Raw genomic sequence first — 26,862 nt, forward strand, 5'->3', positions numbered from 1 at the left:
CGTCACGGGCGAGCTGGGGCCGCCGAAGAACAGTGACCCGGAGGTGGTCCGCGCCAAGGCGAGGCTGCTCAAGGGCAAGGTGGATGCGGTCAACATCACCGACTGCCAGACCGCCATTGTGCGCATGTCGTCCATCGGCGCGGGCCTGCTGACCCAGGCTGAGGGCGTGGAGCCGGTCATCCAGATGACCTGCCGCGACCGCAACCGGATCGCGATGCAGTCCGACATGCTGGCGGCTGCCGCCTTGGGGCTGAAGAACCTCCTCTGTTTGACGGGCGACCACCAAAAGTTCGGCAATCATCCCGGCTCCAAGGGCGTGTTCGACATGGACTCGATCCAGATGCTCGGCATGATGCGGGACTTGCGCGACGCGAAGAAGTTCCAGTGCGGCGAGGAGCTGAAGGGCAAGGCCCCGGAGCTTTTCCTCGGCGCGGCGGCCAACCCCTTCGCTTGGCCATTCGAGTTCCGGGCCGTGCGCATGGGCAAGAAGATCGCCAATGGCGCGGACTTCATCCAAACCCAGATCATCTACAACGTCGAGAAGTTTGCGGAGTTCATGAGGCAGGCCAGTGACCTTGGCCTGACCGAGAAGGCCTACATCCTCGCCGGTGTGACCCCGCCCAAGTCCTTGGGCATGGCCCGCTACATGAAAAGCTCGGTGCCGGGCATGGATGTGACCGACGCGGTGATCGAGCGGATGAAGGGCGCGAAGAACCAGAAGCAGGAAGGCATCAATATCTGCGTCGATATCATCAATCAGGTCAAGGAGATTCCGGGCGTGGCTGGTGTCCATGTCATGGCGATTGAGTGGGAGGAGGCGGTCGGTGAAATCTGCGAGAAGGCCGGTCTGCTGCCCCGTCCGACCTTTGCTGAGGATGCCGCCGCTGTTCAGCCTGTCAAAGAGAGTGCGGCCCCTGTTGCCGAGACCATCGAGGTGCGCGGCGCGGCGGCTGATGAGCTGCTCAATCAGGCCAAAGCCGAAGCCGAGAAGATTATAGCCGCAGCCCGTGCCGAAGCGGAGGCCCTCAAGGCCAGCTCCGCCGCTGTCCGGCCCCAGGCGGCGGAAGAGATTAAACCTGCCGCAGCAGCGGCTGACGATGCGGGAGAGCATGAGATGAATGAGAAAGAGCGCGTGATGGCGTTGGAGTCGGTCAGCATCGGCCTGAAGGCGTTGAAGAGCGCCTACGGCCTGAGCGATGACCAGTTTGAAGCCCTGATGAACTTTGCCAGGGCTGAGGCTGTCCTCAAACGCGAGCCGGAATGCTGCGCCAAGAAGCCAGTTGCGGCTCCTGTGGCTGCGCCGGTCGCTCCGGCAGCTCCGGTTGTGGATGACTCGGCAGCCAAGGCGGCAGCAGAGGCCAAATTGAAAGCCGAAGCGGATGCAGCTACAAAAGCGGCGGCAGAGACAAAAGCCAAGGAAGAGGCTGCGGCCAAAACGAAGGCTGAAGCCGAGGCAAAGGCCAAGGCAGATGCGGAAGCCAAACTGAAGGCGGAAGCAGAGGCCAAGGCTAAAGCTGATGCCGAAGCAGCCGCGAAAGCTGCGGCAGCAGTTAAGCCCGCTCCGGCTGCTGCTTCGGCTGACTTTGCGGCTCCGGCATTAGCAACCGGCGAGGCCCCCTTTGCGGAACGCGCCGCCAAGGTGCCTGCCTCCAGCTACAAGGTCAATTATTCCGGTGCAATCCGCGAAGTGACCCTTGGCAGCGGCAATAAGACCGTGACCGTGGGCGGCTCGACCTCTCTGCCTTTCCATCTCTTTGAAGGGGCGATGAAGAACAAGCCGCTGATCGCGATGGAAGTGATGGACATCCGCCCGGACAACTGGCCCGCCACACTGAGCAGGCATTTCGAGGACGTGATGGGCGACCCGGTGGCTTGGGCGCGCAAGTGCGTGGATGTCTATAAGGCTGACGCGATCAACATCTGGCTGGCTGGCACTGATCCCAACGGCGCGAACCGTTCGGCCAAGGATGCGGCGCAAGATGCGGCCAAGGTGATTCAGGCTATTGACGTGCCGGTGATTGTCTGGGGCTGCGGCAATGCGGACAAGGACACCGAGACGCTGCGCGAAGTCACCTCGATGATTGGCGACAAGAAGGTCTGCCTTGCCCCGCTGGAGGACAGCAACTACCGCTCCATCGGCGCGACCGCAATGGCCTTCCGCTACCCAGTGGTGGCTGCTTCGCCGATTGACGTGAACCTTGCCAAGCAGCTCAACATCCTGCTGGAGAACCTCGGCGTGGGTCTTGACACCGTGCTGATGGATCCCTCGGTCGGTGCGCTCGGCTACGGCATTGAGTACACCTACTCGGTCATGGAGCGCATCCGCCTCGCCGCTCTCACCCAGAAAGACGAGAAGCTGCAAGTGCCGCTCATCTGCAACTTGGGCCGCGAAGTCTGGAAGACCAAGGAGGTCGGCCTGCCCAGCGATGCGATGCTCGGCGACCAAGAGCGGCGCGGCATCATGATGGAGGCGGTCACTGCCTCCTGCATGTTGATGGCGGGCGGCGAGGTGCTGATCATGCGTCATCCCAAGGCGGTCAACATGACCAAGTCCCTGATCAACGGGCTGATCGGCTGATCGGCACGGAACGAATTGAACCTCTGAGAACCGCAAAGGGAGTTAGTTTCAATGTCGAAAATCATCTGTTCCGCAGCCATACGCGGTGCCCATAAGATCGTGGACATGGCGGAAGCCAGCTACGAGGAGGCTCTGAAAAAGTTCGGGCCTGAGCACGAAGTTTCCTTCCCCAACACTGCCTATTATCTGCCGATCATTTATTCGATGCTCGGCGCGAAGGTGGAGAAGCTGGGCGACATGAAGGCAATTTTCCAAGAATGCCGCACGCTGCTGCCCGCGATAGTCAGCGACAATATCTGGCTGCCGTATCTCGCGCCTGCGCTGGACGCGGGCATGGCCACCTATTTTGCTGAGGAGATGTACGAAGCCATTCGTTATCTCAACGAGCCGAACTTCTACACCAAAAGCGAAGAGCCTACGCAAGAAAATCTCTGGCTGGGCGCGGCGGACGACGTGATATTCCGCAAGCGCGGCGTGGAGTTTGTTGACGGCACCGCACCGGGCTTCGCGGCCATCGTCGGCTCGCCGGAGGATAAAGCGATGGCATCCAAGATTGCCTTGGAGCTGCAAGAGAAGAATCTTTACATCTTCATGCACGATCACTCCAAGGGCAAAAACATGGCCGAGCTGCTCAAGGAGAACGGCGTGCAGGTCGGCTGGAACACGCGCCTCGTGCCTTTTGGCAAGTCCTACACTTCAGTGGTCTTTGCCATCGGCTTTGCCTGCCGCGTGGCCTTGGCTTTCGGCGGCGTGAAGCCCGGCGATTACCGCGCCAACCTGATTTACAACAAGAACCGCACCTTCGCCTTTGTCATGGCCTTTGGCCCGGTCAGCGACGAGTGGTACGCCAACGCGGCAGGCGCAATCAACTGGGGCTTCCCGACCATTTCTGACTACGACATCCCGCAGGTATTGCCAACAGGCATCTGCACCTACGAGCACGTGGTCTCCAACGTGCCGCACGAGGAGATTGTCCAGAAAGCCATCGAGGTGCGCGGCCTCAAGGTCAGCGTCAACAAGATTGACATCCCCATGTCGTTCGGCCCGGCCTTTGAGGGCGAGCGCATCCGCAAGGATGATCTGTTCATGGAGTGCGGCGGCGGGCGGACCACCGGCGTGGAAGTCTTGATCTCCAAGGAGATGGACGAGGTTGAGGACGGCAAAGTGATTCTCGAAGGCCCGGACATCAGCGACATCAAGCAGGGCCAAAACCTGCCCATCGCTATTCTGGTTGAAGTGGCTGGCCGCGAGATGCAGTCTGACTTTGAGCCAATTTTGGAGCGCCAGTTCCATCACCTGATCAACTACGTGCAAGGCATCATGCACATTGGTCAGCGCAACATCATGTGGGTGCGCATCGGCAAGGGCGCGGTCGAGAAAGGCTTCTCCTTCAAGCACATCGGCAAGGTGCTGCACGGCAAGCTGCATCAGGAGTTCGGCGCAATCCTCGACAAGGTGCAGGTGAAAATCTACACCGTGCAGGAGAAGGTTGAGGAAGTGATGGCCTTGGCCAAGCATGTTTATACCGAGCGCGACCTTCGCCTTGGCGCGATGACCGACGAGACCGAGGAAGTCTTCTACTCCTGCACCCTCTGCCAGTCCTTTGCGCCGAGCCATGTCTGCGTGATTACGCCGGAGCGCATCGGCATGTGCGGGGCCTACAACTGGCTGGACGGCAAGGCTTCGTTCCAAATCAACCCCACTGGCCCAAACCAGCCAATTCCCAAAGGCGAATGCACCGACACTGACAACGGATATTTCACCGGCATCAACGAGTTTGTCAACCAAGCTTCACGCGGCGCAGTCACCGAGGTCAGCTGCTACTCGCTGATGAACAATCCGATGACCGCCTGCGGCTGCTTTGAGGCCATCGCCGCCATGCTGCCCCAGTGCAACGGCATCATGGTCGTCAACCGCGACTACATGGGCATGACTCCGTCCGGCATGAAGTTCACCACGCTCGCGGGCATGGCGGGCGGCGGTATGCAGACCCCCGGCTTCATGGGCGTGTCCAAGCACTTCATGACCAGCAAGAAGCTCTTCAAGGCTGAGGGCGGTCTGAAGCGGATGGTCTGGATGCCCAAGATGATGAAGGAGGAGATCAGCGACAAGCTGCGGGCCGCCTGCGCGGACATGGGGATGCCGGAGCTGTACGACATGATCGCCACCGAGGAGCAGGGCACCACCGAGGCGGAAATCTTGGCCTTCATGAAAGAAAAGGGCCATCCTGCGTTGGAGATGGAAGCAGCGATGAGCTGATTCCGAAGGCTATGCAAGGGGCGGAGCTGTTTGGCTGTCCCTTGCTGACCTTCGGTGGTGAAGTGAGCTTGTTCGATTTTGAAGAGGATGGCTTCTGTTTTGAATCGAGGCAGCTCTCTTTTGAACGGATGTTATGTTATTCAAAAAAGGATAGGCTCTATTCAAAAAAGATGGTCTCCTCTCAAAAAAAGAGCGGGGGCTTTCGAGAAGCGACGTTGGGCGCGTACCCTCTGATATATGAATAAAAACTAAGGGATGCCTATTTTTATGAAAGAAATGTGACATTCCTCCCGCTCGGAGGTAGAAATGTAGATGGGGCGATTTTAGTTGTCTGATGCAAACTCGGAAGCAGACACGGAAGCACTCTCTATCTTGATTCCCAAGTTTATCATTAGACTGTGTTTTATACAATGAATCCTGATACAATTGAAAATCTTACGCTGTTCAACGAAAAAGCACAATTTTTATTAAGATCAAGTTTTTCAGATTCAATGCTTCGGAATGAATCTGGTTTTATCGCTGAGTTTAAAATAGGGAGAAAAGTTGATTCAGTCTTGGTTGGAGCTGAGGGAGAATCTGTTGTCGCGGCATATGCTGTCCTGAGAATGTTTTTGCAAGACAACGATAGATTGTCAATAAACAATATAGCCAAGATATATGAAAAATAATCTAAGTTGGAACCTTTCAGAAAGAAATTTCAAGAGATAAGGTCTGAGCTGAATGAGTATCTTGACAGCAGTATCTCTGTTACATTCATTATAAATGAAACTGAGAAGAGGTATACTAATAGAGAGGCATTAGATTTGTTGCTTTACGGAACTGTATGCCACACAAATCCTTCAAAATACTCAGAGTTGAAAAGTTTAATGCGCTACCCTATTCTTTCAGATATTTTTTTAAATCAAGCGAATACCACAGCAGCATGTCTTATTAAGGCTGTAACAGCATTGTCTGAGATTAACAGAGAGGCATTGTTTATCCTTCTAAAGGAGTAACCAGATAATGCCCTACAGCTCATTCAAATCCGTTGGCGAAGTAAGCCAGAAGTTTGATATTGAAGTGCGAACGGAGCAGTTTGCAGCAACAAAGGAAATACAGGTTCCTGAGCTTATCTTCTCCCGCATAGCAGAAAAGCTGCGCGAGGATGCCTATTTTATTAACGAGTTCGCCATCTGCGAGCATATCATCAGCCATATTTTAGACGCAGTGGCGGAGCAGCACCGACATCTTCTTGTTTGGTCGCATATTTCCTTCAATGTGGATAAAGAACAGGATTTAGTCGGCGAGCCGGATTACTTGATTGCGCCGAAAACCAAGCATGGTGTCATGGCTGTGCCGCCGCTTTGCGTGATGGAAGCAAAGCAGGAAAAGTGGAACGAAGGCTGGGCGCAGACCTTGGCCGAAATGTATGCGGCATCGCTGCAAGGGGCGAAGATGTGCTACGGCGTTGTCACCACTGGTAAGGCGTGGGAGTTCGGCAAATTGGAGAAGAATATCTTCACAAAAGATCCGACACAGATATCTGCCACGGAAAATCTGCAAAAGGTCTTTGAGGTGCTGAATTGGCTGTTTTGCGAGGCCAAGGCAGCATTGCAGCGAGGTGCGATATGACAACGCAATCCGCCTGGCAAAAGAGGACAACATGAAAACAGTCACATTGCGAATAGACGACGGCATTGTCGAGAAGTTTTTATGGCTACTGAAGCATTTTAATAATGAAATAAAAATATTGGATCAGTCAGAGTATGTCAGCGATGATGAATATTTGAGATCGATAAACGGGATGGTTCACAGCATTCAAGAGGCCAGAAGAGAGCCGGATTGCAATGGTGTCACACTCGATAAGCTGGAGTGGTGATGTACACCGTCAAGTTCATGACGCAAGCCCAAAAGGATGCTAAAAGGTTGGCATCCAGCGGGCTGAAAGAGAAGGTTCTGAAACTGATAGAGATCATTCAGCAAAATCCATTGCAGTATCCGCCGGAATATGAATTTTTGAAAGGCAACATGAACGGTTTGATCAGCAGGCGTATCAACAAGCAGCATCGCTTGGTCTATGAAGTTTTTGAAGATGAGAAACTGATCAAAGTGTATCGCATGTGGAGCCATTACGAGTAAGCGATTAAATAACAAAGCACCAGCAGCCGGGATACAGCGAATCGTGTTCCCGGTGTTCTGATTCTGATTTTTTGACCAGGAGGATAAAATGGCATTAACCGGTATCCAGATTCTCAAGATGCTGCCCAAGACCAACTGCGGCAAGTGCGGCATCCCCACCTGTCTGGCCTTTGCCATGAAAGTGGCGGCAGGTCAGGCTGAAATCGTGGCATGTGTTGACGTGAGCGAGGAGGCCAAGGCCACTATTGGCGAGGCATCGGCACCGCCCATCCGCACAGTGAAAATTGGCAGCGGCGAGGCGGCGTTCACCGCAGGCGGCGAGACCTGCCAGTTCCGGCATGAGAAGCGCTTTGAAAACAAGACCGGCCTTGCCGTGCTGATCAGCACGAACGAGGATGCAGCTTCGGTTGACGGTAAGCTGAAGCGGGCCGCGACCTTGGAGTATGAGCGCGTCGGGGTGATGATGCGCAACAATCTCGTGGCGATTAAAGATGCGGGCGGCGTTTCGCTGGCTGATATGGCCAAAAAGGTCATGGCTGCCGCGCCCAAGCAGGCCATCATCCTGATGAGCGGCGATGTGAATGCGCTCAAGGCTGCTGCCGCTGTTTGCGGTGACAACAAGCCGCTGCTCTACGGCGCAACTGCCGAGAATGCCGATGCCTTTGCCGCCTTGGCCAAAGAGACTGGCTGTCCCATCGGCGTGAAGGGCAAGAACCTGAGCGATCTCGTTGATCTGGTCAATAAGCTGATCGCTGCCGGGGTCAAGGACATGGTGCTTGACAGCGGCGCGAGAACCTTGCGCGGTGCCTTCGAGGACAGCGTGGTTGCCCGCCGCTCCGCCGTGAAGGAGAAGTTCAAAGCCCTCGGTTTTCCGGTCATCGCCTTCCCCTGCGAGATGTGCGACGACCTGATGATGGAGGCGATGATCGGCTCGGTGCTGATGGCCAAGTATGCGGCAATCGCCGTGTTCTCCGACATCCAGGGCGACGTGCTCTTCCCGCTCCTGCTGGAGCAGCTCAACATCTTCACCGACCCGCAGCGGCCAATGGTCGTGGCCGAGGACATCTACCCGATCACCGGGCCGGACGAGAATTCGCCGGTGCTGATCACCTGCAACTTCTCGCTGACGTATTTCATTGTTTCCGGCGAGATCGAAGGCTCCAAGGTGCCGAGCTGGCTGCTGATCAAGGATACGGAGGGTCTGTCCGTGCTCACCGCGTGGGCGGCGGGCAAGTTCGGCGCAGACCTGATCGCGGCCTTTGTCAAGAAGTCCGGCATTGCCGACAAGGTTAAGCACCGCGAGCTGATCATTCCGGGCTATCTCGCCACAATCAAGGGCGAGCTGGAAGAAGAGCTGCCGGACTGGACCATCACCATCGGCCCGCGTGAAGCAGGACATTTGCCTGCGTTCCTGAAGGAGTGGAAGCCGGTGAAGTAAGCGGCTAACTAATTTTTCCCTGCACTGTGGGCAAACATCTACAGTGCAGGAATAGCATCAGTAACATGAGCGTATATCAAGATAAGTATTGGGCGCAGCTCAAAGAATTAAAAACACATATAATTTATCTGCAAGGTTATGCGGAACATGCTGACCGTTGGGATAAGCGTGTAGATATTTTTTTAGCAGTAACATCATCAACGAGTATTGCTGCATGGGCTATTTGGCAAAAATATCCTTTGGTGTGGTCGGCAATTATAGCCTTATCTCAAGTTATTACTGCGATAAAGCCTTTTTTGCCCCATAAGCAAAGAGTAAAAGCAATATCAGAATTAACTGATAAGTTTCAAAATATTTCCCTGAAGTGTGAAAAGGGCTGGTTTGCGGTTGCTGAAGGTAAGCTGACAGAAGAGGAAATCCATGAACTGTATATTAGTTTGAAAGAGGAATCTCTCTTGGCAGAACAGAACTGTTTAAAAAACATTGTGTTGCCAGAAAATAAAAAAATTCTTTCTGAAGCAGAAAGAAAAGCTGATCTATATCTAACTAAAACATATCATAATATCTCAGCATAAAGGAGTTTTTATGTCTAAGAAACAACGTTCAGATTTTGAGTCTGGGAGAGGACTTCCTGTGACAAATACTCCTACGCCTAAACCACCAACAAAGCCACCTGCATCGGAGAAACCTGCATCGGAGAAACCTGCTTCCAAACCGACAAAATAGCTCGGCAGGTTGGGTAACTTTTGTTGCCCAACTTCAGGTACGAAAATGTCAGACAGCGGAGGAATTTATTCTTTAGACTCTGCAAGATCGGATAGATCATGCCAGCGCATACAGTGAAACAGAGTATCTTGCGCGGTCTGTAACGAATTTCTAAAGACTGCTGAAGATATGCTCAAAGATAGGCGAGGAAAGATCACCGCTCGTTCGCAAAGAAGTTTGACCAGACAAGAAGGGAATCCTACTCGGCGGAAGAGAAGTTTTGTTTAACCAAACTTCTTTCCTGTTTAACCGCAAAGGAGTTTGGTTAGCTACAACTCGTTTCCGATCTATCAATATTCATTTGCTGTTTAACAAGACTTCTTCCCAGACGAACAAAACTTCTTCGCTGTTAAACAAGACCCGTTTCCTGGCTAACAAGATTCCTTTACGGATAAACAGCACTCGTTTTTGGATGGACACGACTTCTTTTCCGGTAAACACGACTCGTTTCCAGAGCAACAAAAATTTCTCAGTGAACATTTACGAACAAAACGACAAAGGAGAGAGGGGTAAGATGTTGACCGTAAATATTCCTGACAATTTGACAAATAGAATACATGATATTGCAAAATCATTCTGTCAAACAGCGGAAGAATTCATTATTGAGACTCTGCAAGATCGGATAGACCATGCCAGCGCATACAGCGAAACAGAGTATCTTGCGCAATCTGCGATGAATAAAGAACGCCTTGATAAGGCGGTGCAAGATATCCAGTCTGGCAAATACGAAGCGCATGAGTTGCTCAATGATTAATTGGCATGAACAGGCGTGGGAAGATTATCTGTATTGGCAGGGAAATGACAAACAGATACTGAAGCGCATCAACGCACTGATCAAAGACATCTTGAGGAATCCTTTTTCTGGTATAGGCAAGCCAGAGCTGTTGAAGCATGAATGGAGTGGATTCTGGAGCAGAAGAATCAACGATGAGCACAGGCTTGTATACACTATCCAAGACGGCAACCTGATCATCGCGCAATGCCGTTATCATTATGATAAATAGATAATTATCCAATCAATTAAAATACTGGAGACTGCAATGGGAAAAGCACTGCAACACAGGGCCGGATCAGTGATGGTGGTCGGCGGCGGCATCGCTGGCATACAGGCTGCCCTTGACCTGACTGAGCTGGGATATTACGTCTATCTGCTCGACAAAGCCCCGGTGATCGGCGGGGTAATGTCGCAGTTGGACAAAACTTTTCCAACCAACGACTGCTCTCTCTGAATTCTCGCGCCAAAATTGGTGGAGGCCGGTCGGTCTCCTAACATCGAGATGATCACCAATGCCGATTTGCTGGCATTGGACGGAAAGCCGGGCAGTTTCACGGTCAAAGTGCGGCAGCGGCCCCGCTACATTGAGGCGGCCAAATGCACGGCCTGCGGGCTTTGCACCCAATACTGCCCGAAACACTTGGTTGATGACTACAACGAAGGGCTGGCCCTGACCCGCCCGATCCACATTGATTACGCGCAGGCTGTGCCTGCCACCTATTACATTGATCCGGCGACCTGCCTGCATGTGCAGCACGGCACCTGTCAAATCTGCGTGCCAGTCTGCCAGAGTCACGCCATTGATTTCAGCCAGCAGGCGGAGGAATTCGAGCTGCATGTCGGCGCGGTGGTGCTTTCGCCGGGATTCGGCAGGATCAATGCTGAGACGCTGTCCAAGTTCTCTTACGGCCAGCATCCTGATGTCGTCACCTCGGTGGAGTTCGAGCGGATGACCACCGCCTCCGGGCCGTTCCTCGGCGAGATGAAATGCTTCTCCGACGGGCGGCATCCGCACTCCATCGCCTTTATCCAGTGCGTGGGGTCAAGAGATTTAGGCTGCGACAACGGCTACTGCTCCTCGGTCTGCTGCATGTATGCCATCAAAGAGGCGATGGTGGCCAAGGAGCACGATCCCTCGGTGGAGATCAGCATCTATTACATGGACATCCGCACCCAGGGCAAGGAGTTTGACAAGGCCCGGCAGCGGGCGGAGAGCATGGGGATCAAGTTTATCCGGGCCAAGGTGGCCGGGGTCACGCCGTGGGAGAACCGTCTCCAGCTCACCTATTCCACCTTGGATGGCGGCCACGCTTTCAAGGGCGTTGATCTGGTTGTCCTCTCGGTTGGCCTGGAAGCACCAAAAGATGGGCAAAAGATTGCCGACATCACTGGCATCGCCCTCAATCAGTACGGCTTTGCCCGGACTGAGACGCTGGCCCCGCTCAAGACCCAGGTTGAGGGCGTGATAGTCGCTGGAGCCTTCCAAGGGCCGAAGGATATTCCTGAATCCGTCACCCAGGCTTCCGCTGCCGCAGGTATTGCCGCCGGGATGCTGGAGCAGCAGCGCGGCATGGGCATTGTTCACAAGTCCTATCCTGAGGAAAAGCCGATGGAAGAGGAAGTGCGCATCGGCGTGTTTGTCTGCCGCTGCGGCATCAACATCGCCTCGGTGGTGAATGTCAACAAGGTTGAGAACTCGGTTGAGGGCATGGAGGGCGTGGTCTATCACACCGACTCGCTCTACTCCTGCTCGGCGGACGCAGTGCAGACCCTCAAGGAGCGGATCATCGAGCATCGCCTGAACCGGGTGGTGATCGCCGCCTGCTCACCGCGCACCCATGAGCCGCTTTTCCAGGAAACCCTGCGCGACGCGGGCCTCAACCGCTGCCTGATCGAGATGGTCAACATCCGCGATCAATGCTCTTGGGTGCACGCCGGAGAGCCTGCGGCGGCCACGGACAAGTCGAAAGACTTGGTGCGGATGGCTGTTGCTAAAGCCAGAGGCATGAAGCCCCTGCCGGAGCAGCGCGTGCCGGTCACGCGCCGCGCCTTAATCATCGGCGGCGGCATTGCTGGCATGACTGCCGCTCTGACGCTGGCCAAGCAAGGCTTCCCCTCGGTGCTGGTCGAGAAAGGGCCGATCTTGGGCGGCCACTCGCCGTATCTGGAGCAGATGGCCGCTGAGGTCAAGGGCAACGCGCTAGTTGATGTCCTGACCAACGCCGAACTGACCGAGTTCTCCGGCTTTATCGGCAACTTCTCCTCTGTGATCAGCGAAGGTGCGGAGAACAAGCAGCACACGGTTGACCACGGGGTGATGATCATCTCCACCGGCGGCCATGAAAACCGGCCTGCCGGGTATCTGCTCGACGAACACAGCAGTGTCCTCACCCAGAGCGAGCTGGGCCAGCGGCTGGCCGCAGGCGCGGCCCCGGCCTCAGTGGTGATGATTCAATGCGCTGGCTCACGCGGCGACGGGCTGAATTACTGCTCGAAAACCTGCTGCACCCAAGCGGTGCGCAATGCCCTGCGGATCAAGGAGCTGAATCCGGCCAGTCAACTGGTCGTCCTTTACCGCGACATGCGCACCTACGGTTACGCCGAGGATGCCTACCGCGAGGCCCGGCTCAAGGGCGTGATCTTTATTCCCTACGAGCTGGAGCGCAAGCCGCAGGTCTTCGAGCAGGACGGCAAAGCCCATGTTCGCTTCTTCGACCCGCTGCTGCAAGAGGAGCTGGATATGGCCCCAGAGCTGGTTACCCTATCGGTCGGCATTGTCCCGGACGGCACCGAAGAACTGAGCAAGCTGCTCAAGGTGCCGCTGACCGCTGACCGTTTCTTCTTGGAGGCGCACGTCAAGCTGCGGCCCGTGGAGCTGCCGGTTTCCGGCATCTACGTCTGCGGCGCGGCGCATGGCCCTAAGCCGGTCGATGAGACCATCGCCCAAGCGCAGGCGGCAGCGGCCAAGGCGGCTATTCCCTTGGTCAAAGGCTCAGTCACGGTGGATCCCATTGTCTCTGTGGTCGAGCAGGACAAGTGCATCGGCTGCGGCCTCTGCGCCAGCCTCTGCCCCTTTGGCTCCATCGAGATGATCAAGGCTGAAGATGGCAAGCGCAGAGCGCGCACCATTGCCGCCTCCTGCAAGGCCTGCGGCATCTGTTCCAGCCATTGCCCAACCTTTGCCATCGCGATGGGCGGCTTCACCAACAAGCAGATCATGGATCAGATCGCGGCCTTTGGCGGGGCAACGGTTAAGGCAAAAGAGCCAGTTCCGGCATGATGTGGAGGGGCGGTTCGCGAACCGCCCTGCGGCGAATCAACCCTTTCGAGGTATATATAACATGAGCGAGTTCAATCCCAAGATTCTGGGCTTCCTCTGCAACTGGTGCTGCTACGCGGCAGCGGACGCGGCGGGCGTGTCCCGCTTCCAGTATCCGCCCAACCTGCGCACCATCCGGGTGATGTGCACAGGCCGCGTTGACCCAGCCTTCATCCTGCGCGGTTTTATTGAAGGCGCAGACGGCATCTTCACCGGCGGGTGACAACCCGGAGAATGCCATTACCAGGTTGGTAATTACGACGCGATGGGTGTGGATGCGCTGGTCAGAAAGGTGCTGGCAGATGTCGGCATCAGGAAGGAGCGCTATGATTTGGAATGGGCCTCGGCTGCCGAGGCTCCCCGCTTTGTCAAGCTGATCACCCGCTTCACCGAGCAGATTCGGGAGCTGGGGCCGCTGGGCAAGGTGGAGGGCTTGTCTCAGGACGAGCTGCGCGAACGACTGGAGAAGGCCTTGGCCGCAGTCTCCAGCCAAGCAGTGCGGGTCAGCTTCGGCAATGCAAGCAAGGCGGTGCGTAAAGATGCCATCTGGACGCGCGAGCATATTGACGGGCTGATCACGGACAAGGTGACCAAGACCTTGGACAAGGCGTTGGCGGCCTGATTCAGCAATTTGGCGGTGAAATGAGAAAGCGATGCTGTCCGGTTGGGCGGCATCGCTTTTTGTTTGTGCGTTATAGCACCGTAGGATGGGCAAGTGTCCTTTTGCTTGCCCACCAATTTATGTCGGCTTCTGGTGCTTATCCCGCAGGCCAAATTCCCGTCTCCAAAAATCAATGACTATGGAGGAATACAGCGGCAGGCTGATGGATATCGCTGGAGCATCATAAAATGATTCCCTTACCCTACGACAGGTTGTCCATCTCGTAGGGGCAAAGAAAATCGCCCCTTGTATTATGAGATTAGGATGGGTTACCATAATCCATCCTGAAGTAAGGAGAGCCGGATGCCGTTTCGTCCCTTGGACCCAAGAGTTCGTAATGTAGATAATGCACCGGCCTTTCCTGTTTTTCCTGCTGGAATTTGAACAGTATCAATGGCCCGACAGAGTCGGCAGCCCGCATTCGCAAGGTTAAGTTTGCAGGGAGTTTATCATGAATCACCAGTATATTCTCGGTATTGACGTTGCCAAGGCCAAGCTGGACATCGCCCTGATGCTTCCGAACGGAAAATTCAGAAGCAAGGTTGTGCCGAACACGCCGGAAGGTTTTGCAGTGCTTGCCGCCTGGCTGGGTCAACATGGCGCGGGAACAGTGCACGCCTGCATGGAGGCAACTGGATTCTATTGGGAATCCGCCGTAGAATTCCTGACAGAAGCCGGTCATGCCGTCAGCGTAGTTAATCCGGCCCAGATCAGCGTGTTTGGCTCCGCTGTCCTGAATCGCACCAAAACGGACAAAAAAGATGCCCGGCTCATCGCCCGTTTCTGTGCGGAACGAAGGCCGCAGCTCTGGGAGCCGCCTCCGCCAGAACTCAAGGAACTTCGCTCCCTTGTCACCCGCCGCGACGCGCTGGAGCGCATGAGGACTCAGGAGATGAACCGCCTGCGCGATGCCCGCAGCAGCATTCGAGTCGGCATTGAGCGGCATCTCGCGTATCTTGAGCAGGAAATCAGCAGTATCGACGCGGAAATCCAACGTAAAACCGACAGCGACCTCACCCTGAAAAAGCAGCACAGCATCCCAGGACTTGGATGCGCAGATCTCGTACATGTCGCCATCGGTATCCTTAATTCAGGAAAAATGTTCGTGCATGCGGCCTGACACGGACAACAGTATCTACCCAATAAATAATGCAGGTGCGCAGGCGATGCAGTCAGAGTGACCCAACGGCTTTCACACGCGCAGCAAACGATATACCGCCTTCATATCTAAATTCCAGCGCAGGACCTCGGCTAATCGGTCTAAGGCTGGCTCGAGATCGTATAGTACCTTCTCGCCGCTATACGGTCGCAGCCCTTTGCCTGCCCGTAACCGGTTGATGAACCAACGGCGAAAGGGGTCGCTATCAAAGATGCCATGCAGATAACTGCCCCAGATGGTACCGCTGCGGTCTGAGCAACCACAGACTTCACCACCATCAAAGGCGAGCAGGGCTGCTGCGCCTGTGTCACTGCGGCCATGATGGATCTCATAGCCCTGCACCGGCATTCCTGAAGGCAGATGCGTTCCTTGCCTGCGGGTGAGGGTCTTGTCAGCAGCCAACTCGGTGTTCAGATTGAGCAGCGCAAGGCCCTTGCTGTTACTGCCTGCCTGGCCTTCCAAACCATGCGGGTCAGTCACTGCATGCCCGAGCATCTGAAAGCCGCCACAGATACCGACGATCTCTCGGCCCTGCTTGGCCCGCCTGGTGATAGCCGCATCTAAACCGCTCTCCTTTAACCAGGCAAGGTCAGCAATCACATTCTTTGAACCAGGCAGGATAATGCAGTCAGGCCGACCTAACTCACCAGCATGGTGGACTGTACGCAGCCAGACATCAGGTTCAATCAGAAGCGGTTCCAGATCCGTGAAGTTAGAGATATGCGGCAGATCAATCAAGGCTATTTCGACATGCTCGCCAGTAGGTTTGGGGCGGTCGTAGAATCCAGCTTTGAAGCTGACAGAATCCTCCTGCGGCAGACCAAGCTCAAGCAGCCAGGGGATTACACCGAAAACACGTCGGCCAGTGCGGTGCTCGATAAATCGGTGCGCATCGTCAAGCAGAGAGGCATCGCCCCGGAAACGATTAATCACAAAACCAGCTAACAGTTTGCGTTCCCAAGGGGCCATTACTTCCAGATGCCCGATAAACGAGGCATAGACTCCGCCTCGGTCAATGTCACCAATCAGCAAGGCAGGGGCATTGCTGTACTGCGCCATCCGTAGATTAACGATGTCATGTTCCTTGAGATTGACCTCACCTGGACTGCCTGCGCCTTCAAGAATCATGCAGTCATGTTCGGCAGCCAGCTCGTCATAGGCAGTGCAGACCGTAGCCCAGAGCTTCTCCTTACAGCGCATGTATTCAGCGGCCCGCATATTGCCAATCGGTTTGCCCAGGACAATGATTTGGCTGCCCACATCTGAACAGGGCTTGAGCAAGACTGGGTTCATCCGCACATCTGGGTCAAGACGGCAGGCCTGGGCCTGCACTACTTGGGCACGCCCCATCTCGCCGCCAGCTTTGGTCACGCAGGAGTTCAGCGACATGTTCTGGGCCTTGAACGGGGCAACTCGCAGGCCGTCTTGCAATAAGACCCGGCAGAGGCCAGCAGCTATTACGCTCTTGCCCACATCAGAGCCAGTGCCAATCAGCATCAGGGCAGGAGTCTTTTTCGCTGGTGCTTTGCTGGCAACCTTTTTTGTTGGATTGAGAATCGCCTGGAGACCGTTGATCAGCTGCTCATTCTCTTCTTCCTGCCGCACCGCGACCCGGAAATACTGATCATCCAGACCCTCGTAGTCAGCGCAGACCCGAATGGCTACCTTGAAGTCCCGCAGCAATTTTTCTGCCAGCTTCGCAGCCGTGATCCGGCCATGCAGATGCATGAGCAGGAAATTAGCCGCACCCTCAATCACCCGGACCTGGGGCAGGGTTTCCGCCAACCTGTGTTGCAGTTTCTCGCGACAAATGCGCACGGTTTCCTTGCTTTGCTGGATGTAGTCTGTCTGACCTAAGACAAAGGCACCAGCAGCCTGGGCTAACGAATTAACTGGCCAGGGCGCAATCGCCTCTTTAATAATCTTCTGGCAATGCGTCTCTGCGGCAGCGAGAAAACCGAGGCGAAGACCAGGCACAGCAAAGAGCTTGGTCAGGGAACAAAGCGTGATGATGTTTTCCCGGCCACAGGCTACAGAGCTATATCCCTCTACAAAGCCAGCAAAGGCCTCATCAATGAGGAAGAGCACCTCTGGATGGCGGTCAGCTAAGGCCAAGAGCTTGTTTCGCTCATTCAGCCGTCCAGTAGGGTTGTTCGGTTGGCCCAGGATAAGCAGGTCGCCTGGCCGCAAGAGGCTGTAGATCCTGTGTAGATCAGGCTGGAAGTCATGCTCCTCGTCCAGCAGCAACGACAGAACCGCTACTCCGGCCTGTTCGCAGGCATGACGGTAGTCGATATAAGCCGGGACAGGAATGACGGCCCGCTGAGGTTTCAGGGCACGAATTGCCGCGTAGAGCAAATCAGAGGTACCATTACCTGGGACAATCTGATTCGAGCCTATCCAGTAATGGTTGGAAATGGCTTTAACCAACTCCACAGCCTCAGGATCAGGATAATGGACTATATCAGGCAACCGGGCAGCAAGCAGATGCCAAAGCTGTTCTGGAGGCCCAAGCGGATTGATGTTGGCACTGAAATCAAGAATGTCTTCTGCTTTGCAGCCAAGTCGGCCTGCAAGGGCGTTCAGATTGCCACCGTGTGTAGTGCTCATGCGGTCAGACCCAAGGCGGTGAAGGGCGGCAGAGCGAGGATTTCCAGGAAACTCGCCACGTGCCAGCGGGCATCTAAGGCTGGGTTAGCAAAGGCGATCAAGTCCACGCCGGCAGCAGCACTGTGGGCCTGATCGACTGTGGAATCACCGATAAAGACAGCCTCCTCTGGCTTGAGCTGAAAATGATCAAGGATCACGTACAGGGCATCAGGAGCAGGCTTGGGCCGGGGCGCATTGGCAGCTGTCATGACCATCTCAAAGTGCTCTCGGAGGCCAAAGATATCTAAGATCAAGTCCATCGAGGTGGTGCGGTTCGTGGAGATAGCTCGGTGACAGTGTGGCGTGATGATCCCCAAGAACTGCTTCAGGTCAGGGGCCATCAGCATGTGCTGGAGATAGGGCGTGTAGTCGAGCGACTGCGCATAGCTGCTCACCGCCTCCATGCTGATCTGACGGTGCTTGCGAAAGATATGGCGGATGGAATCGGCGACATTGTGCATGTGGACATAGCCGATGTCCTCTTCGCTCATGAGTGGGCAGCCGAAATGGGCCAGGAGCTGATTATAATAGACGCGATTGGCCTCACGGGAGTCAAAGAGCACTCCATCGCAGTCAAAGACGACAAGCTTTAACATGACATAGAGAGATTAGATAAAATGAAAACGGCACAAACAGCACATACTATCTGATATATCTTGCATTCCTGCTCGTTTGCCAAGGAGTTTGGCTCGGTAAGCAAGGAGTTGTAGTCGGCCAGACTCCTTTGCTGCCGAGTATAACTCCTTGCTTAGTCGGCAGAACTCCTCTTTGGCCAAGCCAAACTGCTTTCCTAGCGAGCAACAAAGGAGTTTGGCCGACTAAAACTCCTTTCCTAGTCGGTAAGACTCCTTTCTGGCTTACTAGGACTCCTTGGCGAATCGGCCAGACTCCTTTGTTGCCGAGTATAACTCCTTGCTTAGTCGGCAAAACTCCTCTCTTGCCAAGCCAAACTGCTTTGCCAGCGAGCAGTGCTCTTTCCGTGCTTATTTCTCCTGACTCATCAACGCTTGAGTGATCCTCGCCAGGCTGTTCGTTTTCCCTGTTCTCTGCAAGCAGAATTGTGATAATTGCCAATATTGTCAATTTATCCTACACTTGACCTGTTAGTTGAGTTTACCTAATATGGTTGCAAAGAGCAACTTTATGTTTTATAAACTTTTGTCCGATGGAGTTTAATGGGCATGTGCGCAGCAGGACATTTATCGATCAATATTTTGACAACCATGAAAAAGACCGCCATCCTCTTCCCCGGCCAAGGTTCGCAATATCTTGGAATGGGTAAAGCCTTTATTGAAACTGACCCTGATGCTGCCGCCCTGATGGATATGGCCGAAGTGCTCTCAGGTTTCCCGTTGCGCAAACTCTGTCTCGACGGCCCACTGGAAGATTTGACCCGTGTCTTACACCTCCAACCTGCCCTAACCGCCATCAATCTCATCTGTTGGCAGCAGCTGAAAAAGGCCCTGCCTGATGATTTTATTCCAGCCTGGGTCGGCGGGCATTCATTGGGTGAATATTCAGCCCTGCACGCCGCTGAGGTGCTGTCTGCTGAAGATACGATTACCCTTGTCACCCGACGCGGCGAGTTCATGGAGCGGGAAAGCGCGGCGCATCCAGGCGGAATGCGAGCTGTACTTGGTCTAACTATTGAAGAGATCGAGAGCTTATTAGTCCAGTACAGTGGACAAGGTAAGGTAGTTGTGGCGAATCATAACTCACCGCAGCAGATTATCATTTCCGGTGATACTGACGGCTTGGAGGGGTTCAGTGAAATCTGCAAAACTGCTGGAGCAAAGAAGATCGCGTCCCTGAAAGTAGCAGGGGCGAATCATAGTCCACTGGTCGCTGGCGCAGTACCGGATTTTGCCGCCTGCATGGAAAAAATCTGCTTCAACGTACCCAAAGTGCCGCTGCTCTTCAATGTCACGGCGGCCTCAGAAACTGACCCCGCAGCTATCCGTGCGGTCATGGCCCGGCAGATCGCTTCGCGGGTACGTTGGTATGAATCTATATGCCGGATGATTGAAGACAAAGTAGAAGTTTTTGTTGAGATTGGCCCTGGCTCTGTCCTCACAGGGATGATGAAAAAAATCCTACCTGCGGGCAGTACGATAGTTTGCGTCCAGGCTGATAGCCCGGAGTCATTAGCTAAAGCCGTGCAGGCAATCCAAGGAGACTGACTCTGTACAGAGCCAGATCACAGGAATCGGAACAACAATGAAATTCGGCTATTTTTTCTTCCTGCTTGACATAAAGTCGAGCATAGGGTAAATATTTTTGTTTTCTGCGCAAGCTCTGTTCAGGATGCCGGAGTGCCATTCTTTTATTTGACTGATCATGTTTGAAAATTTAGCAGAACGCCTTGACGCGGCCTTTAAAAGGCTGCGCGGTCACGGCACGCTGACAGAAGAAAATATTGCCGAGGCCATGCGGGAAGTGCGCACGGCCCTGCTTGAAGCTGATGTCAATCTTCAGGTAGTCAAGGACTTCGTTGCTTCAGTCACGGCCAAGGCTGTGGGCCGGGAAGTGCTGACCAGTCTGGCTCCAGGGCAGCAGGTCATCAAGGTGGTCTATGAGGAGCTGGTTGCGCTGCTCGGTACCCATGCCGAAAACCTGCGTTTGGATGGACGGCAGCCAGTAATCATCATGATGGCTGGCCTGCAAGGCTCAGGCAAGACCACTACCTCAGCCAAACTCGCCCGTCTGCTCAAGGAAAAAGGCCGCAAGCCCTTCCTCGTGCCTGCGGACGTGTACCGACCAGCAGCCATTGAGCAACTGCATGTGTTGGGTGAGCAGATCGGCGTGCCAGTCTTTGCTTCTACCACTGCCCAGAAGCCAGCGGATATTGCCCGTCAGGCTGAGGCGCAGGCTGTGGCTGCTGGGTATGACACAGTGATTCTCGACACCGCAGGCCGTCTGCACGTTGATGAAGAACTCATGGCCGAGTTGCAAGAAATTTTCCACGCAGTGCCGCTCTCCGAAGTCTTGTTTGTGGCTGATGCCATGACCGGCCAGGATGCAGTGACCGTGGCCGCGAAGTTCAGTGCTGATCTCGAGATCAGCGGCGTGATCCTGACCAAGATGGAGGGCGATGCCCGTGGCGGCGCAGCTCTCTCAGTCAAGCAAATCACTGGCAGGCCAATCAAGTTTGTCGGTGTGGGCGAGGGGCTGGATGCACTCGAGGTTTTTCATCCCGAACGGGCAGCTTCCCGCATCCTTGGCATGGGTGATGTGCTGTCATTGATTGAGCGGGCGGAAAAGGTCGTTGATGAGAAGAAGGCCCAGCAGTTGGCTAAAAAGCTGCGCAAGAATACCTTTACGCTGGAAGATTTCTTAGAGCAGCTCCAGCATATTAAAAAGATGGGCAGCATGGAGCAGCTCATGAGCATGGTGCCGGGCATCAACAAGCTCCGCCAGCTCAAAGACGCGCCTCAGCCAAGCCAAAAGGAACTGCTCAAGACCGAGGCCATCATCCTTTCTATGACCAGAACGGAGAGGGCTAACTACAAGGTCATCAATGCCAGCCGGAGAATCCGCATTGCCAAAGGCTCTGGCACCTCGGTTCAGGATGTCAACAGGGTACTAAAGAGCTATGCCATGATGCTGAAGATGATGAAGAAGATCAGTGGCAAGGCAGCAGTGGTTAAAGACGGCCAGCGACGCAAGCTGCCCAAAGGTCTGCGCCGCTGATTTGCGAAGAAGAGCCGGGCAGCCGGACAAACATAATCCACAGGAGAACAGAGATAATGGCAGTACGAATTCGCTTGACCAGAAAGGGCCGCAAAAAGCAGCCGTTTTACCGTATCGTGGTGGCAGATTCCCATTCCTGCCGGGATGGCAAGTTTTTGGATATCGTTGGCACTTATGATCCCATGCAGGAGCCTGCGGCCATCCGTATTGACGCAGCCAAGCTCGCTGATTGGATGGGAAAAGGTGCTCTGCCTTCTGAAACCGTAAAGACCCTTATCGATAAGAGCAAGACTGCTGCTCCGACTGCATAAGGCCATGAAAGAGCTGGTCTCTTTTATCGCCTCTCGGCTGGTTGATGTACCGGCAGCGGTGGAAATCGCCGAGCGCGAAGAAGATGGCATGGTGACGGTGGAGCTGAAGGTCGCCAAAGAGGATCTTGGCAAGATCATCGGCAAGCAGGGCCGTACTGCACGTTCTCTCCGTACCGTGTTAACTGCGGTAGCGGAGAAGCAAGAGAAACATTGTCTTCTAGAGATCATTGAATAAGCCAGATATCCAGGCGGACAGCCTCGTGCTCATTGGCCGAGTGAGCGGTGCGCATGGGATACAGGGCGAGGTAAAAATCCGCCCTTATTCTGGCGATCCACAAGGCCTGCTGCACTACAAATGCCTGAAGCTGGCAATCAATGGTCAAGCTGTTGCCCCTGTTACCTACAAGATCGAGCGAGCGAGAGTACATAAGGACTGGGCTGTGGTCAAACTGGCAGGATGCGTTGACCGCACTCAGGCCGAGCAGTTGCTTCATGCCGCAGTCCATGTTGATGCAGAAGAGCTACCAGAGCTGGCTGATGATGAATTTTATCTCCGTGATCTGGAAGGCAGACAAGTCAAGACTGAAGATGGCCAGCTCATCGGGCGGATTACTGGGCTATTGCTCGGCGGAGCGCAGGACATCGCTCAGGTAGAGAACAACGGCCAAGAATATCTGATCCCGCTGGTACCGGAGTTTATCGTGGCTCTTGAAGAAGATACGGTGATTATGTCCCTGCCGCCCGGCCTGTTGGAGATCAACGTTTAAGCCGTGCGTTTTGACATTCTGACCATCTTTCCTGGGCTATTTACCTCACCCCTCCAGGAAGGTATCATCAGAAAGGCCTTGGAGGCCAAGCAGATTCAGGTCAATCTGCACAACATCCGCGACTGGGCAGAGGACAAACATGCCATGACCGATGACCGGCCTTTTGGTGGCGGTGAGGGCATGGTGATGAAGCCAGAGCCTCTGGCCGCTTGCTTGCGCGATGTGCAGGAAGAGGATGGACTGGGAAGAGTAATTCTGCTCTCGCCGCGCGGCACGGTGTACAATCAGCAGACAGCAGAACGCTTGGCAGGGCTGACCAAATTGGTGTTGGTCTGTGGCCGCTACGAAGGCGTGGATGAGCGTTTTTGTCGTCTGCATGTTGATGAAGAACTTTCCCTTGGGGATTACATCCTCACTGGCGGCGAGCTGGCTGCCTTAGTGGTCGTGGACTCTGTGACCCGACTGCTGCCCGGAGTGCTTGGTTGTGCGGATTCAGCGCAGAAAGATTCCTTTAGCCGCAATCTGCTCAAGCATGGTCAATACACTCGACCGCGCGAGTTTGCCGGGTTAACGGTGCCAGAAGTGTTGTTGAGCGGCGATCACGCCCAGATTGAACAGCATCGTTTTCTGGAGTCGGTGCAGCTGACCTTAGAGCGGCGGCCTGAACTGCTGGCCAAGGCTGTATTCTCCGCTGCCGAGGAGAAGCAGCTCAAAAAAGCCGGACTTTATGAGCAAGTGCAGCAGGTAAAAACTGGGCATGGATGCTGATTTTCATCTGGATGTGGCCTTAATCCATCATCCGGTGGTGAATCGGAACGATGAGATTATCGGCTCGGCAGTGACCAACTTGGATCTGCACGATATTGCTCGAGCAGGCAAGACTTTTGGAGTCACTACTTACTGGGTGGTGACACCCTATCCGCTTCAGCAGGACTTAGCCACCGGGATAGTCGGCCATTGGACAGAAGGCTATGGTCGGGTCGCCAATTCTGACCGAGCTGCGGCCCTGTCCATCATCAGGGTCATCGCCAGCTTGGAAGAAGTCATCATGGAAATGACCCGGCGACACGGGCGCAGGCCCAAGGTCATCGCTACCAGTGCCGGTGGCCAGCAATGTGGCATCAGTTATGCTGAATTGCGCTGCGAGATTATCGAGCAAAAGATTCCCGTATTGCTCCTGTTGGGCACGGCTTGGGGATTAGCTCCGGCAGTGCTGGAGTTAGCCGACTCAGTCCTGCCGCCCATTCTCGGGCCAGGGGAGTTCAATCATCTTTCCGTGCGTTCTGCCGCCTCTATCATTTTGGATAGGCTGTTGGGCCGCTAGGAATAGGTTGATCAGATTTAAAGAAAGTATTGCAGCAGCATTGATGAACAATCCAGCAGGGATGGTAGTGGAGGCATCCTTCGGGCAAACGTCCGTAAAAAGACAAATATCATGAATATTATCGACAGAATTGATCAAGAATCCATGCGGTTCGACCACCCAGACTTTCGTCCGGGAGACACGGTTAAGGTGCATATCCGCATCATTGAGGGTAACAAGGAGCGGGTGCAGATTTATCAGGGCGTAGTGCTGAAGCGCAAGCGCGGCATGATGAACGCCACCTTTACCGTCCGTAAAATCTCCCACGGCGTGGGTGTAGAGAAGACTTTTGCCATGCACTCGCCCCGGCTCGACAAGATCGAGGTGGTTTCACACGGCAAGGTGCGCCGTTCCCGCCTTTACTATCTGCGCGACCTGCGTGGTAAGGCCGCTCGTATCGGCGAACGCCAGCGGTTCCAGCAAGCCGAGGGCTAATGCCTCTTGGAAGATGCCTTCCTGTTCCCGCTGCATTCCGGCGGGGACACCTTTTCGCATGAATGTAGGTTGCGGCAACACGGTTTACTCCGTATCGCTGGAGTAGATGAGGCTGGACGAGGCCCTTTAGCCGGTCCCGTGACCGCAGGCTGCGTGATTCTGCCGCCTGAGAGCGATTATTCCCGCTGGAAAGACTCGAAAAAGCTGACCCCAGCGCGCCGCGAGCGGCTTTACGAAGAGCTGCGCCGCTCTGAAGCCCTAATCGGGGTGGGTCTTGCCTCAGTCGAGGAGATTGATCAGCTGAACATCCACCGCGCCTCGCTCCTGGCCATGCTTCGGGCCGTGGAAAACTGCGTTGACAGCGCAGGCAATCTCCCTGATTATCTCTTGGTTGACGGTCTGTTCAAAGTGCCGGTCAATCTGCCGCAGCTGGCCTTGATCAAAGGCGAATCGAAAAGCGCATCCATCGCGGCAGCCTCGATTATTGCCAAGGTAGTCCGTGACCATCTGATGGTCGAATACCATAGCCAATATCCGCAGTACGGCCTGTTGCAGCACAAAGGCTATCCCACCAAAGTACACCGCGCCGCCCTCGCTGCATACGGCCCCTCGCCCATTCACCGGAAAACTTTCCGGGGTTGTTCGGCAGTCCTCTGAAATCCAAAGGAAGTTCAGCTGGTCACGTTATCCCCATTAACCGAGTAACGCCTCTTTGCCTTCCTTTTTTGCTCGCTGACAAAGGAGTTTGGCTTAGCCAGAAAGGAGTTGTACTCGGCAACAAAGGAGTCTGGCCGACTTGGCAAGGAGTTTGGCTTGGCCGCAAAGGAGTTCTGCCGACTTGAAGAGGAGTTTTGCCGAGCAGAAAAGGAGTCCGGCTGAGTAGGAAAGGAGTTGAAGTCGGCCAGACTCCTTTGCAAGTCGGCAGGAAAGCAGTTTGGCCAAGCAAAACTCCTTTGTTGCCGACTTCAACTCCTTTCTTACCAAGCCAAACTCCTTGGCCAACGAGCCGGACTCTTCCCTTGCTTCCCCAAAAACCGGGCCAAGCAACTCAGAATGCAAGCCTTCGCGCTACCAGACTTGCTTGGCAATGGTTGCAGAGCTGGCTTGTACGCTACTTTCGCTCTTTTTTACCGCGAGCTTGTTCAGCCATTGCCGCACAAGGCCCGCAGCCGGGTGATTTATCTCCTGATACAACTGCAGACTGTTTGACCAGAACAGCCGCGCCTGGTCAAACTCGCCACGCAGTTCATGAACCAGGCCCAGATTACGCCAGAGTCCTGCTGACATTTCTTTGATCCCTGCTACTTCGCTGAGTTCGAGACCTTTTCTGTAGAGCCGCTCGGCCTGATCGAGATCGCCACTGGCACAGAAGACATTACCCAGATTACCATAGTCACTGGCAATGCCTTCGCCGCGTTGCAGGGACTGCTCAAGGGCGAGACTTTTCCGGTGCATCTCCTCTGCCCCGTTTAAGTCACCGCGCAGCCGACACAGGCAGCCCAATTTGCTGTACTGGTTGGCCATGCCTTCCTTGCGTCCGAGTGCTTGCTCCAGCTCAAGGCCTTTCCGGTGCGCCCATTCTGCCCGGTCAAATTTACCGAGTGCCTGATACACATCCCCGAGATGGCTACACTGCTTGGCCATGCCTTCTTGGCAGTTTAAGGTCTGGTGCAGTTCAAAGCTGATGCGGTGCATTTGCTCTGCTTGGTCAAGCTGGCCGCGCAATTCATGGATAAAGCCCAGACCACCAGAGGCAATGGCCAACAGCTCGCTCTCTTGACGGCGCTTGCCTAAGTCGAGCAGCTTGTTGTACGCGCGCTCTGCCTGCGCCAGCTTGCCTTGGCGGAGAAGGAGATAGCCCAGTCGGTTCCAGTTGTCAGGATCATCCTGGGTAAGGGCCGTTGTTTTTTCATAAATGCCCACTGCTGCCCCAGGGTCGCCCCAGAAGGCTAAAATCTGCTCGTGCCGGGCCGCTGCTATCGCTTCTTGGCGGGCCTGCTCGACCGCCATCTCTTTGCTCTGGGTGATCTGCGCCAGCAGTTCCTGAGCTGGGGCCGCGTTACCCTGAGCTAAGGCCTGGACAGCCTGATTGATCTGTTGAGCCGGGACATCAGCCTGGCGCAACGCGGCAATTGCTTCCGCCAGCTTCTTGAGTTGCTCCTGTTCAACCGCCAATTCTCCCCGCAGCGGCGCAACGAGTACGGCGGCCAGCTGCTCCACAACATCTGGCTGAACCTTTTCTCTACGGACAACGTTCCAAGCCATCAGCCCGAGGCCGAGCAGGAGCAGGATTTCGCTGCTGACTACTCCTAAATCCAGTGGCAGCAGTCTGAAATGAAGCAGAATGAGCAACAGCCCGGCCAGCAGTAGGCAGAGACCGCCGAGCACAACCAACAGATGCCGCTGCCATAGGCTCTTATTTTGCCCAATGGGAGCACGAAGTACGCCAGTGTTTATCGCTTTTCTCTTCTTCCGCATGTCAGTTCCTTTCCGGCAGCAAGGGCCGGAATGCCTGCCCGTTGTATTAACACGATGATCTGGAGAAAAAAAGATTTATTTTTTGACATTCCTCCAT

At 54.7% G+C, this 26,862-nt stretch carries 27 protein-coding genes; 22 read left to right on the forward strand and 5 right to left on the reverse strand.

Going from position 1 to position 26,862, the window contains the following annotated elements; genetic code table 11:
* The 13 genes from ACNKIB_RS07735 to ACNKIB_RS07795 form a co-directional block, all read left to right on the forward strand.
* Positions 1-2,578: acetyl-CoA decarbonylase/synthase complex subunit delta (locus ACNKIB_RS07735; protein ID WP_417909973.1), on the forward strand; the 2,578-nt coding region annotated here is incomplete at its 5' end.
* Positions 2,579-2,629: 51 nt separating this feature from the next.
* Positions 2,630-4,837 carry an acetyl-CoA decarbonylase/synthase complex subunit alpha/beta gene (gene acsB / locus ACNKIB_RS07740; protein WP_417909974.1) on the forward strand — a complete coding sequence of 736 codons (2,208 nt, stop codon included), beginning with the start codon at positions 2,630-2,632 and terminating at the stop codon, positions 4,835-4,837.
* Between the two features lie 410 nt (positions 4,838-5,247).
* Positions 5,248-5,505 carry a hypothetical protein gene (locus ACNKIB_RS07745; protein ID WP_417909975.1) on the forward strand — a complete coding sequence of 86 codons (258 nt, stop codon included), beginning with the start codon at positions 5,248-5,250 and terminating at the stop codon, positions 5,503-5,505.
* Between the two features lie 334 nt (positions 5,506-5,839).
* Entirely contained in the window at positions 5,840-6,448 is a 609-nt protein-coding gene (locus tag ACNKIB_RS07750; protein WP_417909976.1) for a hypothetical protein, read from the forward strand.
* A 31-nt stretch (positions 6,449-6,479) separates the two neighbouring features.
* On the forward strand, positions 6,480-6,695 hold the full coding sequence (locus ACNKIB_RS07755) for a hypothetical protein (RefSeq protein WP_417909977.1): 216 nt from the start codon (positions 6,480-6,482) through the stop codon (positions 6,693-6,695).
* The gene (locus ACNKIB_RS07760) at positions 6,695-6,955 is read left to right on the forward strand and encodes a Txe/YoeB family addiction module toxin (RefSeq protein WP_417909978.1); all 261 of its coding nucleotides are present in this window, start codon (positions 6,695-6,697) and stop codon (positions 6,953-6,955) included. The genes ACNKIB_RS07755 and ACNKIB_RS07760 overlap by 1 nt, the downstream gene beginning before the upstream one ends.
* A gap of 88 nt (positions 6,956-7,043) precedes the next feature.
* Entirely contained in the window at positions 7,044-8,393 is a 1,350-nt protein-coding gene (acsC, locus tag ACNKIB_RS07765) for an acetyl-CoA decarbonylase/synthase complex subunit gamma (protein ID WP_417909979.1), read from the forward strand.
* 65 nt (positions 8,394-8,458) lie between these two features.
* Positions 8,459-8,968, forward strand: coding sequence for a hypothetical protein (locus ACNKIB_RS07770; RefSeq protein WP_417909980.1), 510 nt, complete (start codon positions 8,459-8,461; stop codon positions 8,966-8,968).
* Between the two features lie 410 nt (positions 8,969-9,378).
* Positions 9,379-9,912, forward strand: a complete 534-nt coding sequence (locus ACNKIB_RS07775; protein WP_417909981.1) for a hypothetical protein — start codon at positions 9,379-9,381, stop codon at positions 9,910-9,912.
* Positions 9,905-10,162, forward strand: coding sequence for a Txe/YoeB family addiction module toxin (locus tag ACNKIB_RS07780; RefSeq protein ID WP_417909982.1), 258 nt, complete (start codon positions 9,905-9,907; stop codon positions 10,160-10,162). The genes ACNKIB_RS07775 and ACNKIB_RS07780 overlap by 8 nt, the downstream gene beginning before the upstream one ends.
* A gap of 36 nt (positions 10,163-10,198) precedes the next feature.
* Complete coding sequence (locus ACNKIB_RS07785) at positions 10,199-13,213, forward strand: FAD-dependent oxidoreductase (RefSeq protein ID WP_417909983.1); 3,015 nt, start codon at positions 10,199-10,201, stop codon at positions 13,211-13,213.
* A 61-nt stretch (positions 13,214-13,274) separates the two neighbouring features.
* Complete coding sequence (locus ACNKIB_RS07790; protein ID WP_417909984.1) at positions 13,275-13,874, forward strand: hydrogenase iron-sulfur subunit; 600 nt, start codon at positions 13,275-13,277, stop codon at positions 13,872-13,874.
* A gap of 490 nt (positions 13,875-14,364) precedes the next feature.
* A complete protein-coding gene (locus ACNKIB_RS07795; RefSeq protein WP_417909985.1) occupies positions 14,365-15,033 on the forward strand; it encodes an IS110 family transposase in 669 nt (222 codons plus the stop codon).
* A 72-nt stretch (positions 15,034-15,105) separates the two neighbouring features.
* On the opposite strand, the gene ACNKIB_RS07800 is transcribed toward ACNKIB_RS07795, so the two are convergent.
* The 3 genes from ACNKIB_RS07800 to ACNKIB_RS07810 are packed head-to-tail and all read right to left on the reverse strand — an operon-like array spanning position 15,106 to position 18,497.
* A complete protein-coding gene (locus tag ACNKIB_RS07800; RefSeq protein WP_417909986.1) occupies positions 15,106-17,682 on the reverse strand; it encodes a cobyric acid synthase in 2,577 nt (858 codons plus the stop codon).
* Positions 17,679-18,317 carry an HAD family hydrolase gene (locus tag ACNKIB_RS07805; protein WP_417909987.1) on the reverse strand — a complete coding sequence of 213 codons (639 nt, stop codon included), beginning with the start codon at positions 18,315-18,317 and terminating at the stop codon, positions 17,679-17,681. Before ACNKIB_RS07805 ends, ACNKIB_RS07800 begins: the two co-directional genes overlap by 4 nt.
* 12 nt (positions 18,318-18,329) lie before the next feature.
* Positions 18,330-18,497, reverse strand: a complete 168-nt coding sequence (locus tag ACNKIB_RS07810) for a hypothetical protein (protein WP_417909988.1) — start codon at positions 18,495-18,497, stop codon at positions 18,330-18,332.
* A gap of 405 nt (positions 18,498-18,902) precedes the next feature.
* On the opposite strand from ACNKIB_RS07810, the gene fabD reads away from it, so the two are divergent.
* The 9 genes from fabD to ACNKIB_RS07855 all read left to right on the forward strand — a co-directional run bounded on the left by fabD (position 18,903) and on the right by ACNKIB_RS07855 (position 24,944).
* Positions 18,903-19,901 (forward strand): ACP S-malonyltransferase, encoded by a 999-nt coding sequence (gene fabD, locus ACNKIB_RS07815; protein ID WP_417909989.1) that lies wholly within the window; start codon positions 18,903-18,905, stop codon positions 19,899-19,901.
* 157 nt (positions 19,902-20,058) lie between these two features.
* Entirely contained in the window at positions 20,059-21,411 is a 1,353-nt protein-coding gene (gene ffh, locus ACNKIB_RS07820) for a signal recognition particle protein (protein WP_417909990.1), read from the forward strand.
* 56 nt (positions 21,412-21,467) lie between these two features.
* On the forward strand, positions 21,468-21,722 hold the full coding sequence (gene rpsP / locus ACNKIB_RS07825) for a 30S ribosomal protein S16 (protein ID WP_417909991.1): 255 nt from the start codon (positions 21,468-21,470) through the stop codon (positions 21,720-21,722).
* Positions 21,723-21,726: 4 nt separating this feature from the next.
* Positions 21,727-21,957: a KH domain-containing protein gene (locus ACNKIB_RS07830; RefSeq protein WP_417909992.1), complete on the forward strand. Its 231-nt coding sequence runs from the start codon at positions 21,727-21,729 to the stop codon at positions 21,955-21,957.
* On the forward strand, positions 21,950-22,489 hold the full coding sequence (rimM, locus tag ACNKIB_RS07835; protein WP_417909993.1) for a ribosome maturation factor RimM: 540 nt from the start codon (positions 21,950-21,952) through the stop codon (positions 22,487-22,489). The genes ACNKIB_RS07830 and rimM overlap by 8 nt, the downstream gene beginning before the upstream one ends.
* Before the next feature lie 3 nt (positions 22,490-22,492).
* Positions 22,493-23,257: a tRNA (guanosine(37)-N1)-methyltransferase TrmD gene (trmD, locus tag ACNKIB_RS07840; RefSeq protein WP_417909994.1), complete on the forward strand. Its 765-nt coding sequence runs from the start codon at positions 22,493-22,495 to the stop codon at positions 23,255-23,257.
* On the forward strand, positions 23,247-23,813 hold the full coding sequence (locus tag ACNKIB_RS07845) for an RNA methyltransferase (RefSeq protein ID WP_417909995.1): 567 nt from the start codon (positions 23,247-23,249) through the stop codon (positions 23,811-23,813). Before trmD ends, ACNKIB_RS07845 begins: the two co-directional genes overlap by 11 nt.
* A gap of 111 nt (positions 23,814-23,924) precedes the next feature.
* Positions 23,925-24,287 (forward strand): 50S ribosomal protein L19, encoded by a 363-nt coding sequence (gene rplS, locus ACNKIB_RS07850; RefSeq protein WP_417909996.1) that lies wholly within the window; start codon positions 23,925-23,927, stop codon positions 24,285-24,287.
* A 6-nt stretch (positions 24,288-24,293) separates the two neighbouring features.
* Positions 24,294-24,944, forward strand: coding sequence for a ribonuclease HII (locus ACNKIB_RS07855; protein WP_417909997.1), 651 nt, complete (start codon positions 24,294-24,296; stop codon positions 24,942-24,944).
* Positions 24,945-25,037: 93 nt separating this feature from the next.
* Here the strand turns inward: ACNKIB_RS07855 and ACNKIB_RS07860 are convergent, their stop codons facing one another.
* Both ACNKIB_RS07860 and ACNKIB_RS07865 read right to left on the reverse strand, forming a co-directional pair.
* Entirely contained in the window at positions 25,038-25,346 is a 309-nt protein-coding gene (locus ACNKIB_RS07860) for a hypothetical protein (protein ID WP_417909998.1), read from the reverse strand.
* A 9-nt stretch (positions 25,347-25,355) separates the two neighbouring features.
* Positions 25,356-26,765, reverse strand: coding sequence for a tetratricopeptide repeat protein (locus ACNKIB_RS07865; protein WP_417909999.1), 1,410 nt, complete (start codon positions 26,763-26,765; stop codon positions 25,356-25,358).
* Positions 26,766-26,862: the final 97 nt, after the last annotated feature.

The sequence above is a fragment of the Candidatus Electronema sp. PJ genome, from assembly GCF_048287395.1.
Classification (GTDB): Bacteria; Desulfobacterota; Desulfobulbia; order Desulfobulbales; family Desulfobulbaceae; genus Electronema.

Coding starts and splice junctions, on each gene's coding strand:
- acsB (WP_417909974.1), top strand. CDS start 2,630: ATGTCGAAAATCATCTGTTCCGCAGCCATACGCGGTGCCCATAAGATC.
- ACNKIB_RS07745 (WP_417909975.1), top strand. CDS start 5,248: ATGAATCCTGATACAATTGAAAATCTTACGCTGTTCAACGAAAAAGCA.
- ACNKIB_RS07750 (WP_417909976.1), top strand. CDS start 5,840: ATGCCCTACAGCTCATTCAAATCCGTTGGCGAAGTAAGCCAGAAGTTT.
- ACNKIB_RS07755 (WP_417909977.1), top strand. CDS start 6,480: ATGAAAACAGTCACATTGCGAATAGACGACGGCATTGTCGAGAAGTTT.
- ACNKIB_RS07760 (WP_417909978.1), top strand. CDS start 6,695: ATGTACACCGTCAAGTTCATGACGCAAGCCCAAAAGGATGCTAAAAGG.
- acsC (WP_417909979.1), top strand. CDS start 7,044: ATGGCATTAACCGGTATCCAGATTCTCAAGATGCTGCCCAAGACCAAC.
- ACNKIB_RS07770 (WP_417909980.1), top strand. CDS start 8,459: ATGAGCGTATATCAAGATAAGTATTGGGCGCAGCTCAAAGAATTAAAA.
- ACNKIB_RS07780 (WP_417909982.1), top strand. CDS start 9,905: ATGATTAATTGGCATGAACAGGCGTGGGAAGATTATCTGTATTGGCAG.
- ACNKIB_RS07795 (WP_417909985.1), top strand. CDS start 14,365: ATGAATCACCAGTATATTCTCGGTATTGACGTTGCCAAGGCCAAGCTG.
- ACNKIB_RS07800 (WP_417909986.1), bottom strand. CDS start 17,682: ATGAGCACTACACACGGTGGCAATCTGAACGCCCTTGCAGGCCGACTT.
- ACNKIB_RS07805 (WP_417909987.1), bottom strand. CDS start 18,317: ATGTTAAAGCTTGTCGTCTTTGACTGCGATGGAGTGCTCTTTGACTCC.
- fabD (WP_417909989.1), top strand. CDS start 18,903: ATGTGCGCAGCAGGACATTTATCGATCAATATTTTGACAACCATGAAA.
- ffh (WP_417909990.1), top strand. CDS start 20,059: ATGTTTGAAAATTTAGCAGAACGCCTTGACGCGGCCTTTAAAAGGCTG.
- rpsP (WP_417909991.1), top strand. CDS start 21,468: ATGGCAGTACGAATTCGCTTGACCAGAAAGGGCCGCAAAAAGCAGCCG.
- ACNKIB_RS07830 (WP_417909992.1), top strand. CDS start 21,727: ATGAAAGAGCTGGTCTCTTTTATCGCCTCTCGGCTGGTTGATGTACCG.
- ACNKIB_RS07845 (WP_417909995.1), top strand. CDS start 23,247: ATGGATGCTGATTTTCATCTGGATGTGGCCTTAATCCATCATCCGGTG.
- rplS (WP_417909996.1), top strand. CDS start 23,925: ATGAATATTATCGACAGAATTGATCAAGAATCCATGCGGTTCGACCAC.
- ACNKIB_RS07865 (WP_417909999.1), bottom strand. CDS start 26,765: ATGCGGAAGAAGAGAAAAGCGATAAACACTGGCGTACTTCGTGCTCCC.